The organism is Mycobacterium sp. ACS4054, from assembly GCF_001667275.1.
Taxonomy (GTDB): Bacteria; Actinomycetota; Actinomycetes; order Mycobacteriales; family Mycobacteriaceae; genus Mycobacterium.
This window is the reverse complement of the sequence record NZ_LZHV01000052.1, coordinates 38,255-57,559: the sequence shown is the minus strand read 5'-3', so window position 1 is coordinate 57,559 and position 19,305 is coordinate 38,255. Positions and strand designations below refer to the sequence as shown.

19 protein-coding genes and 1 pseudogene are annotated in these 19,305 nt (G+C 70.7%); 15 read left to right on the top strand and 5 right to left on the bottom strand.

What is annotated here, in order from left to right; translation table 11 throughout:
- The first annotated feature begins 7 nt into the window (after positions 1-7).
- Complete coding sequence (marP, locus tag A5730_RS14425) at positions 8-1,201, top strand: acid resistance serine protease MarP (protein WP_156745809.1); 1,194 nt, start codon at positions 8-10, stop codon at positions 1,199-1,201.
- Here the strand turns inward: marP and A5730_RS14420 are convergent.
- The gene (locus A5730_RS14420; protein ID WP_067901389.1) at positions 1,194-2,147 is read right to left on the bottom strand and encodes an alpha/beta fold hydrolase; all 954 of its coding nucleotides are present in this window, start codon (positions 2,145-2,147) and stop codon (positions 1,194-1,196) included. The genes marP and A5730_RS14420 overlap by 8 nt on opposite strands.
- Positions 2,148-2,675, bottom strand: a complete 528-nt coding sequence (locus A5730_RS14415; protein WP_067901386.1) for a phage holin family protein — start codon at positions 2,673-2,675, stop codon at positions 2,148-2,150.
- 175 nt (positions 2,676-2,850) lie between these two features.
- Here A5730_RS14415 and A5730_RS14410 point away from each other — a divergent pair, with 175 nt between their 5' ends.
- Positions 2,851-3,549, top strand: coding sequence for a hypothetical protein (locus A5730_RS14410; RefSeq protein WP_055404056.1), 699 nt, complete (start codon positions 2,851-2,853; stop codon positions 3,547-3,549).
- 5 nt (positions 3,550-3,554) lie between these two features.
- Here A5730_RS14410 and acs read toward each other — a convergent pair whose 3' ends face one another.
- Entirely contained in the window at positions 3,555-5,504 is a 1,950-nt protein-coding gene (acs, locus tag A5730_RS14405) for an acetate--CoA ligase (RefSeq protein ID WP_067901381.1), read from the bottom strand.
- 115 nt (positions 5,505-5,619) lie between these two features.
- Between acs and A5730_RS14400 the strand changes: the two genes are divergently transcribed.
- From A5730_RS14400 to A5730_RS14375, 6 genes are read left to right on the top strand one after another with little or no spacing between them, the layout of a single operon-like run.
- On the top strand, positions 5,620-6,150 hold the full coding sequence (locus tag A5730_RS14400; RefSeq protein ID WP_369829883.1) for a DUF4232 domain-containing protein: 531 nt from the start codon (positions 5,620-5,622) through the stop codon (positions 6,148-6,150).
- A gap of 39 nt (positions 6,151-6,189) precedes the next feature.
- Positions 6,190-7,797: an ABC transporter substrate-binding protein gene (locus A5730_RS14395; protein ID WP_067901378.1), complete on the top strand. Its 1,608-nt coding sequence runs from the start codon at positions 6,190-6,192 to the stop codon at positions 7,795-7,797.
- A 1-nt stretch (position 7,798) separates the two neighbouring features.
- Positions 7,799-8,725 (top strand): ABC transporter permease, encoded by a 927-nt coding sequence (locus A5730_RS14390; protein WP_067901375.1) that lies wholly within the window; start codon positions 7,799-7,801, stop codon positions 8,723-8,725.
- On the top strand, positions 8,718-9,590 hold the full coding sequence (locus A5730_RS14385) for an ABC transporter permease (RefSeq protein ID WP_067901372.1): 873 nt from the start codon (positions 8,718-8,720) through the stop codon (positions 9,588-9,590). Before A5730_RS14390 ends, A5730_RS14385 begins: the two co-directional genes overlap by 8 nt.
- Positions 9,587-11,203 (top strand): ABC transporter ATP-binding protein, encoded by a 1,617-nt coding sequence (locus tag A5730_RS14380; protein WP_067901515.1) that lies wholly within the window; start codon positions 9,587-9,589, stop codon positions 11,201-11,203. Before A5730_RS14385 ends, A5730_RS14380 begins: the two co-directional genes overlap by 4 nt.
- 22 nt (positions 11,204-11,225) lie before the next feature.
- The gene (locus A5730_RS14375) at positions 11,226-11,984 is read left to right on the top strand and encodes an oxidoreductase (RefSeq protein WP_067901369.1); all 759 of its coding nucleotides are present in this window, start codon (positions 11,226-11,228) and stop codon (positions 11,982-11,984) included.
- A 442-nt stretch (positions 11,985-12,426) separates the two neighbouring features.
- On the opposite strand, the gene A5730_RS14370 is transcribed toward A5730_RS14375, so the two are convergent.
- On the bottom strand, positions 12,427-13,272 hold the full coding sequence (locus A5730_RS14370; RefSeq protein ID WP_067901366.1) for an HAD-IB family hydrolase: 846 nt from the start codon (positions 13,270-13,272) through the stop codon (positions 12,427-12,429).
- A gap of 479 nt (positions 13,273-13,751) precedes the next feature.
- Here A5730_RS14370 and ssd point away from each other — a divergent pair, with 479 nt between their 5' ends.
- From ssd to A5730_RS24735, 7 genes and pseudogenes are all read left to right on the top strand, one after another.
- Positions 13,752-14,804: a septum site-determining protein Ssd gene (ssd, locus tag A5730_RS14365; protein ID WP_082946843.1), complete on the top strand. Its 1,053-nt coding sequence runs from the start codon at positions 13,752-13,754 to the stop codon at positions 14,802-14,804.
- Positions 14,801-15,973 (top strand): TadA family conjugal transfer-associated ATPase, encoded by a 1,173-nt coding sequence (locus tag A5730_RS14360; RefSeq protein ID WP_067901363.1) that lies wholly within the window; start codon positions 14,801-14,803, stop codon positions 15,971-15,973. Before ssd ends, A5730_RS14360 begins: the two co-directional genes overlap by 4 nt.
- Positions 15,970-16,761, top strand: a complete 792-nt coding sequence (locus A5730_RS14355; protein WP_067901360.1) for a type II secretion system F family protein — start codon at positions 15,970-15,972, stop codon at positions 16,759-16,761. The genes A5730_RS14360 and A5730_RS14355 overlap by 4 nt, the downstream gene beginning before the upstream one ends.
- Complete coding sequence (locus tag A5730_RS14350) at positions 16,758-17,345, top strand: type II secretion system F family protein (protein ID WP_197506257.1); 588 nt, start codon at positions 16,758-16,760, stop codon at positions 17,343-17,345. Before A5730_RS14355 ends, A5730_RS14350 begins: the two co-directional genes overlap by 4 nt.
- Before the next feature lie 27 nt (positions 17,346-17,372).
- A complete protein-coding gene (locus A5730_RS14345) occupies positions 17,373-17,564 on the top strand; it encodes a DUF4244 domain-containing protein (RefSeq protein WP_067901506.1) in 192 nt (63 codons plus the stop codon).
- Positions 17,565-17,599: 35 nt separating this feature from the next.
- Positions 17,600-17,940, top strand: a pseudogene (locus tag A5730_RS24740) (TadE family type IV pilus minor pilin); the annotation flags it as partial.
- Positions 17,922-18,212, top strand: a complete 291-nt coding sequence (locus A5730_RS24735) for an Rv3654c family TadE-like protein (RefSeq protein ID WP_369829882.1) — start codon at positions 17,922-17,924, stop codon at positions 18,210-18,212. The pseudogene A5730_RS24740 and the gene A5730_RS24735, both read left to right, overlap by 19 nt.
- Here A5730_RS24735 and A5730_RS14330 read toward each other — a convergent pair.
- Entirely contained in the window at positions 18,209-19,243 is a 1,035-nt protein-coding gene (locus A5730_RS14330; protein ID WP_067901349.1) for a PAS domain-containing protein, read from the bottom strand. The two genes, A5730_RS24735 and A5730_RS14330, sit on opposite strands and share 4 nt — an antisense overlap.
- Positions 19,244-19,305 lie beyond the last annotated feature (62 nt).

Genomic DNA, 19,305 nt, shown 5'->3' with positions numbered 1-19,305 from the left:
GAACTCGATGAGCCCGTCGCAATGGCTTGACGTGGCCGTGCTGGCGGTCGCGTTCATCGCGGCCGTGTCGGGGTGGCGTTCCGGCGCGGTGGGGTCGCTGTTCTCGTTCGTCGGGGTGTTGTTGGGCGCGATCGCGGGTGTGCTGCTGGCGCCCCATCTGGTTGCCCACATCGCCGCGCCCCGGGCCAAGCTGTTCGCCGCCCTGTTTCTCATCCTTGCGCTGGTCGTCATCGGCGAGGTCGCCGGAGTGGTGTTGGGCCGGGCGGTTCGGGGCGCGATCCGCAGCCGCACCATCCGGACGGCCGACTCGTTCATCGGGGTGGGGGTCCAGCTGGTGGTGGTGTTGACCGCGGCCTGGTTGCTGGCGACGCCGCTGACCCAGTCGAAGGACCAGCCGGAGCTGGCCGCCGCGGTCCGCGGTTCGCGGGTGCTGGCCAAGGTCAACGAGGTCGCCCCGCCCTGGCTGAAGACGGTGCCCAAGCGGCTGTCGGCGCTGCTGAACACCTCCGGCCTGCCCGCGGTGCTGGAGCCGTTCAGCCGCACTCCGGTCATTCCCGTCGCCTCACCCGACCCCGCGCTGGCCAGCAACCCGGTGGTGCAGGCCACCGCGCCCAGCGTCGTCAAGGTGCGCAGCCTGGCGCCGAGTTGCCAGAAAGTGTTGGAGGGCAGCGGATTTGTGATCGCCCCGGACCGGGTGATGACCAACGCGCACGTGGTGGCCGGTTCCAACAGCGTGCAGATCTACGCCAGCGGCAGCCCGCTCGACGCCACCGTCGTCTCCTACGACCCGTCGGTCGACATCGCCATCCTCGCCGTCCCCAACCTGCCGCCGCAGCCGCTGGCGTTCGCCCAGTCCGATGCGAAGACGGGAACCAGTGTGGTGGTGCTGGGCTATCCGGGCGGCGGAAACTTCACCGCCACCCCGGCTCGCATCCGCGAGGTCATCAAGCTCAGCGGCCCGGACATCTACCGGGATCCCGCACCGGTCACCCGTGACGTCTACACCATCAGAGCCAATGTGGAGCAAGGCAATTCGGGCGGTCCGCTGATCGACCTGAACGGTCAGGTGCTCGGCGTGGTGTTCGGGGCGGCCGTCGACGACCCGGACACCGGTTTCGTGCTGACGGCCGACGAGGTGGCCAGTCAGCTCGCCAAGATCGGGGATACCCAGCAGGTCACCACCGGCGCCTGCGTCAGTTGACCACCGAGTCGAGGAATCGCAGCAAGTGCCTGTTGATTTCCTCGGGCGCCTCTTCGTGGCTGAAATGCCCTGCGCCCGAAACGGATACATAACGCCCCTGCGGGGCATAGCGCTGCGTCCGGTCGACCGGGTCGGCCAGCACGTAGGGATCGGCGTCGCCGCGCAGGTGCAGCAGCGGCACGCTGAGTTGCTGGCACATCGATTTCATGAAGCGCCGGCCTTCGTCGCGCAGCTGGCTGCGCACGGCCCAGCGCTGATATTCCAGCGCGCAGTGCGCCGCCGACGGGATCTGGATCGCCGTCCGCAGATAACCAATCGCCTCGGAAAAGTCTTCGGAAGCAAGCCATTTGGCGCAGCTGCGGCTGCGGACCAGGCGTTCGATCTCGGCGCCGTTGTCGCGGGTCAGTAGGCGCTCGGGCCAGATCGGCATCTGGTAGCGCAACAGGGTGGACAGCAGGGCGTAGCCCTGGTCACGCCGGGTCAGGGTGGACCGGCGCAGCGCCGCCGGGTGCGGCGAGCTGATCAGCGCGATGGCCGACACCAAGCGCGCGTGCAGCAACGCGGTGGCCCAGCAGGCCAGCCCGCCGTCGGCGTGCCCGACCAGCGTCGCCGACGAGTGCCCCAGCGCGCGAATCAGGCCGGCGGTGTCGCCGGCCAGTGTCCAGCCGTCGTAGCCGCGGGGTGGCTTATCGCTGCCGCCGTAACCGCGCAGGTCGACCGCGACCACCCGCGCCCCGGTCAGTCCCCGCAACTGATGACGCCACGACCACCAAAACGAACCGAAACCGTGCAGCAGCATCACCAGCGGACGGGCCGTGGGCGGTGCGGTCGCGTCGTCGCCCGCGGGCAGGGCCTCGACGACATGGAACCGGATCCCGTTGGCGTGCACGTCCAAATGGCGCCATGGCCCGTCGATGCGGGTTACCGACGGATCCGGCGGGGCCATCTACCAACCCGATGGATCGGTTTCGGGCTTCTCGTGCCTGCCGCGCTCGGTGAGCTGTTTGGCCGCGTCCGGCGTCTTGTCGTGGCCCGGCGTGAGCGCGGTGCGGGTCTCCTTGACCGATTCGATGGTCTCCCGCGGGCCCCGGATCCGGCGCACCTTCAGGAAGCCCAGCAGGGCCAGCAGGGCCCCGACCACCACCTGAACACCGAAGACGATCAGGAACGCCACCCAGCGCCACAGCCAGGTGTCGAGCAGCTCGGCTACGAAAAAGAAGAAAAAGAACGTGGAGTAGAACAGCACCACCAACGCGGCGATGAAGTACACGCTGCCGGTCAGGCCCTTTTTGACGTCCCGGGTGATCTCGGCCCGGGCCAGCTCGACCTCGGCGCGCACCAGCGTGGAGACCTGCGTGGTCGCGTCCTTGATCAGGTCACCGATCGACGGCTCGCCGGGCCGGGCGTGCGGATCGGTCAGGGGAATCGTGGTCAGCGTGCTGGGCACACCGTTCTTGCCATCGGCTTTGCTCACAGACGGTCCCCTCTTTCGTCATCGCCCGGCTGGCTGTCCTCGCGGTTCATGTTGCCATGCGCCGACATGGCAGACGAGGCCAGCCGACGGCCACGCGCAGCACGGCGGGCGAGACGCCCGGCCGACTAGACTGGCCAAGCCGGTCCGGGTCCGGCCTGTCGATGGGAGTGGTGCTGTGCAGACGGCGCACCGGTACTTCGTGGCGGCGACGGTGGCGGTGCTCTTGGTCCTGGTGGGCTGCCCCGCACGCGCCGCGGCCGCCGATGTGAGGATCCCGATGGGCGGCGGCGCCGGCATCGTCATCAACGGGGACACGATGTGCACCCTGACCACCATCGGGGGCGATGCCGCCGGTGACCTGATCGGCTTCACCTCGGCGCATTGCGGCGGGCCGGGCGCGCAGGTGGCCGCCGAGGGCGCCGAAAACGCCGGCATCCTGGGCACCATGGTGGCCGGCAACGACAACCTCGACTACGCGGTGATCAAGTTCGATCCCGCCAAGGTGACGCCGACCGCCAACTACAACGGCTTCGCGATCAACGGGCTCGGCCCAGATCCGGCCTTCGGCGAGATCGCGTGCAAACAGGGCCGCACCACCGGCAACTCGTGCGGCGTCACCTGGGGCCCCGGCCAAGAACCCGGCACCATCGTCATGCAGGTCTGCGGCCAGCCGGGCGACTCGGGAGCGCCGGTGACCGTGAACAACATGCTGGTCGGCATGATCCACGGGGCGTTCAGCGACAACCTGCCGACCTGCATCATCAAGTACATCCCGCTGCACACGCCGGCCGTCGTCCAGTCGTTCAACACGATCCTGGGCGACGTCAACGCCAAGCACCGGCCCGGCGCGGGGTTCACGCCCCTACCGGGCTGAGTCGGCTACTTCGAGGCCTGGATCGCGTCGAACACCCCGGGGTCGAGCAGCGTCGAGGTGTCTCCCAGCTCGCGGTTTTCGGCGACGTCCCGCAGCAGCCGGCGCATGATCTTGCCGCTGCGGGTCTTGGGCAGCTCGGGCACCACGTGGATCTCCCGCGGCTTGGCGATGTGCGAGATCTCCTTGGCCACCTCGGCCCGCAGCTCGTCGACGATCCCGTCGTGCACTTCGTACTCGGCGCACAAGACGACGAACGCGCAGACGGCCTGGCCCGTGGTCTCGTCGGTCTTGGCGACCACCGCGGCCTCGGCCACGCCGTGGTGGCCGACGAGCGCCGACTCCAGTTCGGCGCTCGAGAGCCGGTGCCCGGACACGTTCATCACGTCGTCGATGCGGCCCACCACCCAGATGGCGCCGTCGCGGTCGTAATAGGCGCTATCGCCGGCGAAGTACCAGCCGTGCTCGGCGAACCGGGACCAGTAGGTCTCGACGTAGCGTTCCGGATCGCCCCAGATGCCGCGCAGCATCGACGGCCACGGCTGGTCCAAGACCAGGTAGCCGGTGATGTGTTCGCCGTGGTGGACGGTGGGCGTCAGGTGTTCGCCGTGGTCGTCGACGATGCTCGCGGAGATGCCCGGCAGCGCCCGCATCGCCGAACCCGGTTTGGCCGCAGCGACTCCGGGCAGCGGGGAGATCATCGCGGCGCCCGTCTCGGTCTGCCACCAGGTGTCCACGATCGGGAGGCGCTCGGCGCCGATCACCTTGTGGTACCAGCGCCACGCCTCGGGGTTGATCGGCTCGCCCACCGTGCCCAGCAGTCGCAGGCTGGACAGGTCGTGCGCGTCGGGGATCTCGCGCCCCCACTTCATGAACGTGCGGATCAGCGTGGGCGCGGTGTAATAGATTGTGACGCCGTACTTTTCGATGATCTCGAAATGCCGGTGCTGGGTCGGCGAGTCGGGCGTGCCCTCATAGAGGACCTCCGTGACCCCGTTGGACAGCGGGCCGTAGACGCCGTAGGTGTGCCCGGTGACCCAGCCGATATCGGCGGTGCACCAGAAGACGTCGCGGTCGGGCTTGATGTCGAAGATGTAGTAGTGCGTGTAGGACGACTGCGTCAGATAGCCGCCGCTGGTGTGCACGATGCCCTTGGGCTTGCCGGTGGTCCCGGAGGTGTACAGCAGGAACAGCGGCTGCTCGGCGTCGAAGGGCTCCGGCGTGTGTTCGGGCGACGCGGCGTCGACGACGTCGTGCCACCACAGGTCACGGTCGTCGTTCCAGGACACGTCGATTCCGGTGCGCCGCACCACCAGAAGGTGCTCGACCGGGCTGTCGGAGTCCGAGACCGCCTCGTCGGCCGCGGCCTTGAGCGGGGCGGGCTTCCCGCGGCGGAACTGACCGTCGCTGGTGATCAGCAGCTTGGCCTGGGCATCGGCGATCCGGGCCCGCAGCGCCTTCGCGGTGAAGCCGGCGAACACCACGCTGTGCATGATGCCCAGCCGGGCGCAGGCCAGCATCGCGATCACCGCTTCGGGGATCAACGGCATGTAGATGGCGGCCCGGTCACCGGCGACCAGTCCGAGATTGGTGAGCGCGTTGGCCGCCTTGCAGACCTCGGCCTGTAGGTCGGCATAGGTCAGGCTGCGGCTGTCGCCGGGCTCACCCTCCCAGTGGATGGCGACGCGATCCCCGTGGCCGGCCTCCACGTGCCGGTCGACGCAGTTGTAGGCGACGTTGAGCTTGCCGTCGGCGAACCACTTGGCGAACGGGGCGTCCGACCAGTCCAGCACCTCGGTGAACGGGGTCGACCACGACAGCCGATTGGCCTGCTTGCCCCAGAACGCCAGCCGGTCCTCGTCGGCCTCGCGGTACAAGTCCTCGCCCGCGTTGGCCTGCTCGGCGAACTCCGCCGGCGGGGGATACGACGACGGGCCTACGGCGTCGGTGGCGGTCACTGGCTTCCTCCTAGTGTCGAGGCTCGTCGATCGTCAGAGAGCCTAGCCCCACAAGGTGAAAAGCGGCGCTTGAAATCGAGGTCAAAGCCGGCCCCGGTGGCGGATAATCACCGATGTGCCGGATCACGGGCGACTACTTCGCAGCTTTGTCGCGGCCGCAACGGGTTACGCGGTCAGCGCCGCGCTGGGGCCGGCCGCGTGGGCCATGCCGACCGACAACGCGGACGCCCCGACCCCGTGCTGGTCGGACCAGATCGCCGTCACGGCCTCGCCGACTCAGGCGGCGGTGGGCCACCGCGCGGCCACGCTGGTGTTCAGCCTGGCCGGCGGCGCGGAACCCTGCACCCTGACCGGATACCCCGGCGTCGACTCCGGGTCCGGAGGACCGCTCGTTCACGCCCAGCCCACGCTGCGCGGCTACATGGGCGGCGTCCCCGGCGGCACCGAGGTCCCGCCCACCGTCGTCCTGTCCCTATCCACCCAGGCGCAGGCCGTGGTGGAGGGCCTTGCCGTCGACGCCAACGGCAACTCGTGCCCCACCTACACCGACCTGTTGGTCAACCCGCCGGACACCACCGTGGTCCTGACCGTGCCGGCCACCATCGACGCCTGCGCGTTGCAGGTGCATCCCGTCACTCCCGTCTGAGGACCGTCAGTCGGTGTTCAGGCCCTAGGGTCGGGTGTCATGCGTCGGATGCTGTTCCTGGTCGTCGCCGGGATCGTGGTCGCGTCGCTGACCGCGTGCGGCGGCGGGGCGCTGAGCCCCGAACTGGTGGTGGTCAACGGCGGCGAGCCGCCGAACCCGCTGATTCCCACGGGCACCAACGACAGCCTCGGCGGGCGGATCCTGGACCGACTGTTCGCCGGCTTGGTGTCGTATGACGCCGCCGGCAAACCGTCGCCGGAGGTGGCGCAGTCGATCGAGACAACCGACAACATCAACTACCGCATCGCGCTCAAGCCCGGGTGGAAGTTCACCGACGGCTCGCCGGTGACGGCCCATTCGTTCGTCGACGCATGGAACTACGGGGCGCTGAGCGCCAATGCCCAACTGCAACAAAGCTTTTTCAGCCCGATCGTTGGGTACGACGACGTCGCCGGGCCCGGTGGGGGCGGGAAGACCACCATGTCCGGGCTGCGCGTGGTCAGCGATCTCGAGTTCGACGTGCGGCTCAAGGCGCCGACCGTCGACTTCACGTTGCGACTGGGACACAACGCGTTCTACCCGTTACCCGACATGGCGTTCCGGGACATGGCGGCATTCGGCCGCCACCCGGTGGGCAACGGCCCCTACGAGTTGGCGGACGGCCCCGACGGGCCGGCCTGGGAACACAACGTCAAGATCGACCTGAAGCCCAACCCCGACTACCACGGCAATCGCGTGCCCCACAACAAGGGTTTGCGGTTCGAGTTCTACGCCAACCTGGACACCGCCTACGCCGACCTGCTGTCGGGCAATCTCGATGTGCTGGACACGATTCCGTCCAGCGCGCTGACCATCTTCAAGCGCGACCTCGGCGGCAACGCCGCCAGCGGGCCCGTCGCGGTCAGCCAGTCGCTCGACACGCCGTTGCGCCTGCCGCACTTCGGCGGCGAGGAAGGCCGGCTGCGCCGCTTGGCGCTGTCGGCTGCCGTCAACCGGCCGCAAATCTGTCAGCAGATCTTCAACGCCACCCGCAGCCCGGCCCGCGACTTCACCGCCAGCTCGCTACCGGGATTCGACCCGAACATCCCGGGCAACGAGGCGCTGGACTTCAATCCCCAACGGGCACGCCAACTTTGGGCGCAGGCCAACGCGATCTCGCCGTGGAGCGGGCGGTACTCGATCGCTTACAACGCCGACAGCGGCCACCAAGAGTGGGTGGACGCCGTGGCCAACAGCATCAAGAACGTCCTGGGCATCGACGCCGTCGGTGCGCCGCACCCCACGTTCGCGGGCTTCCGCACCCAGATCACGAACCGCAGCATCGACACCGCGTTCCGGGCGGGCTGGATCGGCGACTACCCGTCGATGATCGAGTTCCTGGCCCCGCTGTACGCCACCGGAGCGGGATCCAACGACGTCGGATACTCCAGCCCGCAGTTCGACGCCGGGCTGGACGCCGCCGAGGCGGCGCCGGACCTGCACCAGGCGGACGTGCTGGTCAACGTCGCCCAACGAATCCTGTTGCGCGACATGCCCGCCGTGCCGCTGTGGTACTACATCGCGGTGGTCGGATGGTCGCCGCAGGTCAGCGGCGTCAAGCTGACCTGGAACGGCATGCCCGACTACGAGAACATCGTCAAGGCCTGAGATGGGTTTCTACATCGCGCGCCGGATCGCCGTCATGGTGCCAGTGTTCCTCGGCGCCACGCTGTTGATCTACGGCATGGTCTTCCTGTTGCCGGGTGACCCGGTGGCCGTGATGGCCGGGGACCGGCCGTTGACGCCCGAGGTCGCGGCGCAACTGCGGGCGCGCTACCACCTCGACGACCCGTTCCTCGTCCAGTACCTGCGTTACCTCGGCGGCGTCCTGCACGGTGACCTAGGCCGGTCCTACTCCGGATTGCCGGTGAGTGACGTTCTGGCCCATGCCTTTCCGGTCACGCTGCGGCTCGCGCTGATCGCCCTGGTGATCGAGGCGGTGCTGGGCATCGCCTTCGGGGTGATCGCCGGCCTGCGCACGGGTGGCCTGTTCGATTCCACCGTGTTGGTCGCCGGGCTGGTCATCATCGCGGTGCCCATCTTCGTCCTGGGATTCCTGGCGCAGTTCGTTTTCGGGGTGAAGCTGGGCATCGCGCCGGTCACGGTGGGGGAGCGGTCGACGTTCGGGCGGCTGCTGCTGCCCGGCGTGGTGCTGGGCTCGGTGTCGTTCGCCTACGTGGTGCGGCTGACCCGATCCGCGGTGGCCGCGAACGCGCACGCCGACTATGTCCGCACCGCCACCGCCAAGGGGTTGTCCCGGCCCCGGGTGGTGACGGTGCACATCCTGCGCAATTCGCTGATCCCGGTCGTGACGTTCCTGGGGGCCGATCTGGGGGCGCTGATGGGCGGGGCCATCGTCACGGAAGGCATTTTCAACGTCCACGGCGTGGGCGGCGTGCTCTATCAGGCCGTCACCCGGCAGGAGGCGCCGACCGTGGTGTCGATCGTGACCGTGCTGGTGCTGATCTACCTGATCACCAACCTGGCGGTGGACCTGCTGTATGCCGCGCTGGATCCGAGGATCCGGTATGGCTGAGCCGTCGCGGGCCAGTGGCTTCTGGCGCGACGCCTGGCGCGGGTTGCGCGGGCGACCGAAGTTCATCGTCGCCGGCCTGCTGATCGCGTTCGTCGTCGCGGTCGCGCTGTTTCCGGCGGTGTTCACCGGGGCCGACCCCGCCTACGCCGACCCCGCCCAGAGCCTGCTCCCGCCGTCGCGCGCGCACTGGTTCGGCACCGACCTGCAGGGCCACGACGTCTACGCCCGCACCGTCTACGGGGCACGGGCTTCGGTCACCGTCGGCCTGGGAGCCGCCCTGGCCGTGTTCGTCGTCGGCGGGGCGCTGGGCGCGCTGGCCGGCTTCTACGGCGGGTGGATCGACGCGGTGGTCTCCCGCGTCAGCGACGTGTTCTTCGGCCTGCCGCTGCTGCTGGCCGCCATCGTGCTGATGCAGGTCCTGCACCACCGGACGGTGTGGACGGTCATCGCCATCCTTGCCCTGTTCGGCTGGCCGCAGGTGGCCCGCATCGCGCGCGGATCGGTGCTTGCCGTGCGTGCCAGCGACTATGTGGTCGCCGCAAAAGCACTGGGGTTGAGCCGTTTTCAGATCCTGCTGCGCCACGTGCTGCCCAACGCCTTGGGCCCCGTCATCGCGGTGGCCACCATCGCCCTCGGCGTATTCATCGTCACCGAGGCCACCCTGTCCTACCTGGGTGTCGGGCTGCCCGCGACGGTGGTGTCCTGGGGCGGTGACATCAATCTCGCCCAGACGCGGTTGCGGGCGGGATCGCCCATCCTCTTCTTTCCCGCCGGGGCGCTGGCGATCACGGTGCTGGCGTTCATGATGATGGGCGACGCGCTGCGCGACGCCCTGGACCCGGCGTCCCGAGCGTGGCGCCCATGACCGGCACACCGCTGCTCTGGGTCGAGGGCCTGAAGGTCGACTTCGGTGATCAGGCCGCCGTCCGCGGCGTGGATTTCGCCGTCCAGCCTGGCCACACCGTCGCGGTGGTGGGGGAATCGGGATCGGGCAAATCCACCACGGCGGCCGCGATCCTAGGCCTGCTGCCCACCGGCGGCCGGATCACGGCCGGGCGCATCGTCTTCGACGGTTCCGACATCGCCGGGGCCGACCGCCGGACGCTGCGCGCGATCAGGGGCCGCGAGATCGGCTACATCCCCCAGGACCCGATGACCAACCTCAACCCCGTCTGGAAGGTCGGCTTCCAGGTTGCGGAGGCGTTGCGGGCCAACACTTCCGACCGCCGGTCCCGGCGGCGGGCGGTCGAACTGCTCGCCCAGGCCGGGATGCGGGACCCCGCCAAACAGGCCGGCCGCTACCCGCACCAGCTCTCCGGCGGCATGTGTCAGCGGGCGCTGATCGCGATCGGGTTGGCGGGCCGGCCGCGGCTGCTGATCGCCGACGAACCGACGTCGGCCCTGGACGTCACCGTGCAACGCCAGGTGCTCGACCATCTGCAGGGGCTCACCGCGGAACTCGGCACCGCGCTGCTGCTGATCACCCATGACCTCGCGCTGGCCGCCGAACGCGCCGAGTCGGTGGTCGTCATGCGCGACGGCGTGGTGGTGGAATCCGGTTCGGCGCGGTCGATCTTGCGGACCCCGCAGCACGAGTACACCCGGCGGCTGGTGGCCGCCGCACCCTCGCTGACCGTCAAAGGCCCGCCCCGGCAACGGCCGGCGAACGCTGGGACGCCGGACGACATCCTCGTCGCCTCCAGGCTGACCAAGGCATACCGGGAATCCCGCGGGGCGCCCTGGAAGCGCGCGGAATTCCTTGCCGTCGACGGTGTTTCGTTCCGCCTGCGGCGAGCGAGCACCCTGGCGATCGCCGGGGAGTCCGGTTCGGGCAAGTCCACGCTGGCGCAGCTGGTGCTCGGCCTGCTGCCGCCGACGTCGGGCACGGTCGTCTTCGACGGCGCGCGCGTCGACGCCGCGCTGAACCGCGATCGGCAATTGGCACTCCGCCGCCGGGTACAGCCGGTCTTCCAAAACCCCTACAGCAGCCTCGATCCCATGTACACGGTGTTTCGGGCCGTCGAGGAACCGCTGCGCATCCACCGCGTCGGCGACCGCCGGCAGCGCGAGCGCGCGGTGCGCGAGCTAGTCGACCAGGTGGCGTTGCCGTCGTCGGTCCTGGGGCGGCTGCCCCGCGAACTGTCGGGCGGCCAACGGCAGCGGGTGGCGATCGCTCGGGCGCTGGCGCTGCGGCCCGACATGCTGGTCTGCGACGAGGCGGTCTCCGCGCTCGACGTCCTGGTGCAGGCGCAGATACTGGATCTGCTGGCCGAACTGCAGACCGAGCTGGGGCTCACCTACCTGTTCATCAGCCACGACCTGGCCGTGATCCGGCAGATCGCCGACGACGTCCTGGTGATGCGCGCCGGGCGAGTGGTGGAGCACGCCGCCACCGAGGAGCTGTTCGCCCGGCCCCGGCACGAATACACGCGCCAGTTGCTGGAGGCCATCCCGCACGCGCCGACATCGGATCGGTGAAGCCGGGATAGGTTGGCAACCTGTGACCGCTGATCCTTTGGCTCCGCTGATGGAGCTGCCCGGCGTCGCCGAGGCCAGCGATCGGGCCCGCGAGGCGCTGGGGCGCGCCCACCGCCACCGCGCCAACCTGCGCGGCTGGCCGGTGACCGCCGCCGAGGCGGCATTGCGGGCCGCGCGCGCATCCTCTGTGCTGGACGGCGGTCCCGTGCGGCTGGAAGACCTCGCCGACGCGGGCGCGGTCAGCGACCCGGTCTTCGGCGGGGCGCTGCGGGTGGCCCAGGCGCTGGAGGGCGGCGAGGGGCCCCTGGTCGGGATCTGGCGGCGCGCGCCGCTGCAGGCGCTGGCCCGCTTGCACATGCTGGCGGCGGCCGGCCAGGTCGACGAGGAACGGCTGGGCCGGCCCCGCGCCGACGCCGGCGTCGGGCCGCGGCTGGAGTTGCTGGCGGAGTTGGTCAGCGGCGGCACCCAGGCGCCGGCGCCCGACGTCGCCGCCGTCGCGCACGGGGAGCTGCTGACGCTGCGGCCCTTCGGCAGCGCCGACGGGGTGGTGGCCCGAGCGGTGTCGCGGTTGGTCACCATCGCCAGCGGCTTGGACCCGCACGGATTGGGCGTGCCCGAGGTGAATTGGATGCGGCAGCCCGCCGACTATCGCGATGCGGCCGAAGGTTTCGCCGGCGGTACCGCGGACGGGGTGGCGGCCTGGCTGGTGCTGTGTTGCCGCGCGATTCGAGCCGGTGCGCAGGAAGCCCTGACCATCGCCGATGCGCTGTCGAGTCGATAGCTGATTCGGTAGCCGGCGGTTGACGAAAACGGCACCTAACAATGCAAAGCGGGCGACGTCCGAAAGGAATTCGGTCCGCCGCCCGCTAGCACGGAGCTCGGTTACCATGCGTGCATTTCTGGGCTGCGTGGGTTGGCCTCGGCGATCTTGCGATGCTTGTGGCTGCAACCCCACCCAAAGGGTCGTCGTCACCGTTCACATTTCGCAATTACGCAGGCCCGCAACACTTCTGCCATTTTCGCGGCTATGACTCCGCGTGGGTGCCGAGCACCGTGCTGGGCGCCCGGGTCGGGAGAACGAACCTTCTCTTCCGGATCGACCTTGGCCTCACCGGGCTTCCGTGGTTCCTTTGTACTACTAGACCCCTAGCGCAGCAAGGCCCAATTTTGCAAAAGCCGGGAAGCGAAGCGGCATCGGAGTTTGCTGCGAATCGCGGTGCCGGCTAGAACGCGAACCGGCGCAACAGCGAGTAGGTGACCGCGCCCGCGGCCAGCGCGCTGACGCCCACCGCGGCGGTCGTCGCGATCGCGGCGCCCGACGGGGCGGGGATGCGATCGCGCAGCGACACCGGCTTGGAGAACGACAACACGGGCCAACCACGCTCGACGGCTTCCCGGCGCAATCCGCGGTCCGGATTCACCACGCTGGGGTGGCCGACGGACTCGAGCATCGGCAGGTCGGTGATCGAGTCGGAGTAGGCGTAGCAGTGCTCCAGCGGGTAGCCCTCGCGGGCGGCCAGCTCGCGGATCGCTTGCACCTTGCCCTCGCCGTAGCAGTAGAACGCGATCTCGCCGGTGTACCGGCCGTCCTCCACCACCATGCGGGTCGCCATCGCGTGGGTGGCGCCCAGCGCGCGGGCGATCGGCGCGACGATCTCCTCGCCGGAGGCGGAGACCACGACCACGTCGCGGCCGCACAGCTTGTGCGCGGCGATCAGGTCGGCAGCCTCGGCGAACACCAGCGGGGTCACGATGTCGTGCAGCGTTTCGTTGACGATCGACTTGACCTGTTCCACGTCCCAGCCGGCGACCATGTTCGTCATGTGGATGCGCATCCGGTCCATCTGGTCATGATCAGCACCGGAGAGCAGATAGATGAACTGGGCGTAGCTCGATTTGAGCACGGCGCGGCGGTTCAGCAGTCCCTGGTTGAAGAAGGGTTTGCTGAAAGCCAGCGTGCTGGACTTGGCGATGATCGTCTTGTCCAGGTCGAAGAAGGCCGCGGTGCGGGCCCGGGGAGCGGTGGCCGCCGCCGTGTGCTGCTCCGCGGCCGGGTCGAAGACGGTCACCGAACCAGCATATGTCGGCCGTGCTTCCGGGCCCCGGTTCCGGGGCCGAAACGCCGCTCAGCAATGTGGGACCGGCGGTAACGCACTGTTTTTGCGGCTCAACGTGTTCTTTCCTGGAGAAGAGCCCTTGCGTTACCGCCGCTTGTCATGTGTATAGTAAGCATTACTCGGCCTGAGCCGAGGGTGTATCAGCCCGACCCCCCGGGGCTGATACACGACGACCCTCGCCTCCTCCCCCCCTGGCGGGGGTCGTCCCTTTTCTGGGGTCAGATCCTCTTCGACGTGCCGCATGGCGCGGCGTTCCCGTGGTTGCGGACATTGCGACTTCTGTGTGCCGGCCGCTCCCGGCCGACACGCTTTGTGCACACTCGCGTCTCTATCCCCAAATCGGTATTTGGGACTGGTGTCCAATATCGCGGGTCCGACAGGGTGGGTCCGTGACGAGCACCCCCCACGCCGAGCCCGCGGGCGTGCTGGCGGTGTTGGCGGATCCGGAACTGCGCCGGGAATTCGACCGCGTGGCGGCGGCCGTCGGTGTCCGGGTGGTCCATGCGGGCGGTGCCGTGAGTCGCAAGACGTGGTCGGCGGCCGCGGCCGTGGTGCTGGACGAAACCGCGGCGGACCGGTGCGGGCGGGCGGCGCTGCCGCGCCGCGCTCACGTCGCCGTGCTGACGGCGGGCGACCCGGCGACCGCGGCGTGGGCGGCGGCCGTCGCGGTGGGCGCCGAGTGCGTGCTGCGGCTGCCCGAGCAGGAGGCCGGCTTGGTCCGCGCGCTCGCCGAGGCCGTCGAATCGTCGCGCGACGACGGGTCGCGTGGCGAAGTGGTCACGGTCGTCGGTGGGTGCGGCGGGGCCGGCGCGTCGACGCTGGCGGCCGCCCTGGCGCAGGCCGCCGCCGACGCAGTGCTGGTCGACCTCGACCCGTGGGGCGGGGGAATCGATCTGCTGCTCGGCGCCGAGACCGCGCCGGGCCTGCGCTGGCCGGACCTCGCCCTGCAGGGTGGCCGGCTCAACTGGTCGGCGGCGCGGGAGGCGTTGCCGCGACACCGCGGGGTCAGCGTGCTGTCCGGCACCCGGCGCGGATACGAGTTGGCGGCCGGGCCGGTGCACGCCATCGTCGACGCCGGCCGCCGCGGCGCGGTCACCGTGATCTGTGACCTTCCGCGCCGTCTCACCGACGCGGCGCAGGCCGCGCTCGCCGCCGCCGACCTCGTCGTCGTGGTCAGCCGCTGCGACGTGCCCGCGTGCGCGGCGACGGGTGCGCTCGCCCCGGTGCTGGCCGCCATCAATCCCAATGTGGGGTTGGTGGTACGCGGCCCGTCGCCGGGCGGGTTGCGGGCCGGTGAGATCGCCGACATCACCGGGCTGCCGTTGCTGGCAGCGATGAGGGCCGAACCCCGGGTCGCCGAGCAGCTCGAGCGCGGCGGCCTGCGGCTCGGGCGGCGATCCGCGCTCGCGGCGGCGGCCCGCCAGGTGCTCACCGTGCTGCCGCGCGCGTCGTCGGGTCCGGCGCGAAACGGTAGGGCCGCGTGAGCGGTTCGCTGATCGACCGGGTGCGTGAGCGGCTGGCCGCCGAAGCCGGACCGCTGGGATCTCCGGTGGGCCCGAACGCCGTGGCCGCCGCGATCCGGGCCGAGTCCGGCGGGATGCTGGGCGACACCGAGGTGTTGGCCAACCTGCGGGTGCTGCAGACCGAGCTGACCGGCGCCGGCATCCTCGAGCCGTTGCTGTGTGCGGACGGCACCACCGACGTGTTGGTCACCGCGCCCGACGCGGTGTGGGTCGACGACGGGAATGGGTTGCGGCGCACCCAGGTTCGATTCGCAGACGAGGCGGCGGTGCGACGCCTGGCACAGCGGCTGGCGCTGGCCGCCGGCCGGCGCCTGGACGACGCGCAGCCGTGGGTGGACGGGCAGCTGACCGGCGTCGGCGCCGGGTTCGCCGTGCGCTTACACGCGGTGCTGCCGCCCGTGGCGGCCGCGGGCACCTGCTTGTCGCTGCGGGTGTTGCGCCCGGCCAGTCAGGACCTGGCGGCCCTGACCGCGGCCGGCGCCTTGGCGCCCGAGGCCGCCGCCCTGGTCGAAGACATCATCGCGGCCCGGTTGGCGTTCCTGGTCTGCGGCGGAACCGGGGCCGGCAAGACGACCTTGCTCGCGGCGATGCTGGGCGCCGTGGCGCCCACCGAACGGATCGTGTGCGTCGAGGATGCCGCCGAGCTGGCGCCCCGGCATCCGCACCTGGTGAAGCTCGTCGCGCGGTGCGCCAATGTCGAAGGGGTGGGCGAAGTTCCGGTGCGCCAACTCGTCCGGCAGGCCCTGCGGATGCGGCCCGACCGCATCGTGGTCGGCGAGGTGCGGGGCGCGGAGGTGGTCGATCTGCTCGCCGCGTTGAACACCGGCCACGACGGGGGAGCGGGCACGGTGCACGCGAACAACCCGGCCGAGGTGCCCGCCCGGCTGGAGGCCCTCGGCGCGCTCGGCGGCCTCGATCGCGCGGCGCTGCACAGCCAACTCGCCGCGGCCGTGCAGGTGCTGTTGCACGTCACGCGGGATCGCACCGGCCGGCGCCGGCTCGGTGAAATCGCGGTGCTGCGCAGGGTCGAGGGGCGGGTGCGGGCGGTCACGGTGTGGCACGCCGACGGCGGCCTGACCGACGACGCCGGGCTGCTGAAACGCGCGTTGCAGAGCCGGATGCCGGCATGAACGGGACGACGGCCGGCGCGCTGCTGTTGGCGCTCGCGCTCATCGTCGGGCCGCCGTCACCGCGGCGCCGCCTCGCGCCGGTAACGCCGAACCGTCGGTGGCGCCCGCGCGCGGCGGCCTGTCTTGCGACGGGGGTCGCGGGTGCGGCCGCCGCGCCGCTGCCGCTGACGACGGTGCTGGCCGTCGCGGTCGTGGGCGCGACCGCGAGCGTGCGCTTTCGTCGCCGCCACCGCATCCGATGCGCACTGCGCGAGGGCCAAACGCTGGAGGGCGCGCTCGACGTGCTCGTCGGTGAATTGCGCGTCGGGTCCCATCCGGTGCGCGCGTTCGGGGTGGCCGCCGGCGAAACCACCGGTGCGGTCGCGACGTCCTTGCGGGCGGTCGCGGCCCGCGCCAGGCTCGGGGCCGACGTCGCGGCCGGTCTGCGCGCCGCCGCGAAATCGTCAGCGCTGCCGACGCATTGGGATCGCCTCGCGCTGTGCTGGCAGCTGGCCAGCGACCACGGCCTGGCGATCGCGACGCTGATGCGCGCGGCACAGCGCGATACCGCCGAGCGGCAACGCTTTTCGGCGCGGGTCACGTCGAACATGGCCGGCGCGCGCGCCACCGCGGCCATTCTCGCGGGCCTGCCGGTGCTCGGCGTGCTGTTGGGCCAATTGATCGGCGCGCGGCCGCTGGCCTTCCTGCTCGACGGGCATGCGGGCGGCTGGCTCCTGGTGGCCGGTTCCACGCTGGCGTGCGCGGGCCTGTGCTGGGCGGACCGCATCACGGATCGGGTCGGAGCGTGACCGCGGCGGCGTTGTTTCTCGCGGTGGCCGCGTGGATCGGACCCGGGCCGTCGCTGGTCCGGGCGCGGGCGCGGATCCCGGCCCGCGAGCGTTGGCGGCGCCCGGGGCGCGGGCCGGCGCGCGGCCCCGATCCGCTCGCCGTCGCATCCTGTTTCGACGTGCTGGCCGTGTGCCTGGGCGCGGGCATGGCGGTGGCCACCGCGGCGGCCGCCGCCGCAACGGCCGCCCCGCCGGTGTTGGCCCGCGTGCTGCGGCGCGCGGCCGACCTGCTGGCGTTGGGCGCGGATCCCGTTGTCGCGTGGGCGGTTTCGCCGGAGGTAGGTGCCGATGCCCAGGTCGAGGCGTTGCTGCGGTTGGCTCGGCGTTCGGCGGCTTCGGGCGCGGCGCTGGCCGAGGGGGGCGCCGAGCTGGCCGACCAATCCCGTCACGACGCCGCGCACGCCGCCACCGCCGCCGCCGAGCGCGCCGGGGTGCTGATCGCCGGCCCGCTCGGGGTGTGCTTCTTACCGGCGTTCGTGTGCCTGGGGATCGTCCCGGTGGTGGCCGGGCTGGCCGGCGATGTCTTCCAGTCGGGATTATGGTGAGAAGAAAGGAAACCATTGCTGTACAACATGATTCGCTTCATTGTCGCCCGGGTGACGGTGTTGGCGTCCGACGAGTCGGGCATGTCCACGGTCGAGTACGCCATCGGCACAGTGGCGGCTGCCGCCTTCGGGGCGATCCTGTACACCGTCGTGACCGGCGACTCCATCGTGTCGGCGCTGACCAACATCATCGGGCGCGCGCTCAACACCAAGGCCTAGCCGGCAGTGCCGGTGCCGCCACCGTCGAGGCCGCGCTGGGCATCGCCACGCTCGTCGTCGTGCTGGTGCTGTGTCTGGCCGGCATCACGGCGGTTTCGATGCAGGTGCGCTGCGTGGACGCCGCCCGCGAGGCCGCCCGCCTGGCCGCCCGCGGCGACGAGCGCTCGGCGGTGGGCGTCGCGCGTCGCATCGCCCCGGGCGGGGCGCGCGTCGAGGTGCACCGCGACGGTGAGTTCGTGGTGGCCACCGTGGTCGCGCACTCGAAGTTGTTGCCGGCGCTCGACATTGCGGCCAAGGGGGTCTCGGTGGCCGAGCCCTCGGGATGATCGGGGCGCGGCCACCCTGGTCGCGGCCTGGATGGTGGCGGTGCTGTTGTCCGTTACGGGGGCCGGGGCGTACCTCGGTGCGGTGGTGGTGGCGCGGCATCGCGCGCAAGCGGCCGCCGATCTGGCCGCGCTGGCCGCGGCTGCCCGGCTGCCGGCCGGGCCCGAAGCGGCCTGTGCCCGCGCGACGGCGGTGGCACACCGGATGCGGGCCGGCGACGCCGGTTGCGTGGTGGAGGACCTTGATGTCGTCGTCACCGTCCGGGTGCCGGTCTTCGGTGGTGCGGCCGGCGCCGCCGCGCGGGCGGGGCCGGTTCGTGGCTAGGCCGCCGGGTCGCCGTCCGGCCGCCCGGCGGCGGCGAGTTCCTCATCGGACGGCAGCCGCAGCGATACCAGCCCGGCGTAGGTATCCGGTTCGAGCTCCACCCGGTTGACGGTGACGTGCACCGGCACCCAACCATCGTCGACGGCGGGCATTCGCAACACCCGACTGGTGGCGCCCTGGGCGAATTCCTCGGTCATCGACGCCACCAGGTGCTGGTCGTCGGGGTGGACCTTCGGCTTGCCGGTCTCGCTGCCCCGCCAGTCGTAGAAGGTGCAGGGCTCGTCCAGCCATTTCAGCAGCGCCCAGTTCTTCAGGTCGATCAGTGCGCGGTGGACGCCGGCCTGGGCCAGTCCGCTCAGGATCCGTTGCGCCAGATCGTCGGTCGACACCGGGGGGCCCTTGAGCTCGGCGCGCCAGTTGATCGCCCGCGCGACCAGGTGGTCGCGGCCGTCGGGGCCCTCCTCCAGGCCGGTGCGCGCCACGAAACCGATCCGCATGGGAGTGCCCTGCCAGTCGGTGAGATCCCAAGTGCTGCAGATGGTTTGGTCGGGCTTGGCCTTGACGGCCATGGCAAGCACCTTGGTTTCGTTGGGGTTGAGCTCGCGCGACGGCAGGTCTTCGGCGAAGGCCCGGCCGAAGGTGACCTCCACCTCGGGATTCTTGCCGCTGTTGGTCAACGACTCCCGGGTGTCGGTGGCGACGCCCTGGGTCAGGTCCCACTTCAGCGGTCCCGGGGTCGGCCGCTCGGGCGGTTCGACATCGGCGGGCCCGGTCCACACGTGCACGCCGTGGATGAAGCCGTCCGACATCACCACCGGTTCGGTGCGAATGACGCGGTCGCGCTTGGGAGTGATGCTGGTCAGGCTCTGTCCGGTCTGTACGGTCTCGGCGATCGCCGTCCGCACCGCGGCCAGATAGGGGCTACGGCGCATGAACGTGGTGATGGGGACCAGGTTCTTCAGTTGACGTCCCTGCGCCACCACGGTGGGCTCGCCCCCCAGCGTCTCCACGAGCAACCAGTCGTGGGCCATGCGCCCGATTTTACGGCGGGGCGGCGGGTTCTCGGGACGTCGGGTCCGCCCGCCGTCTCGGT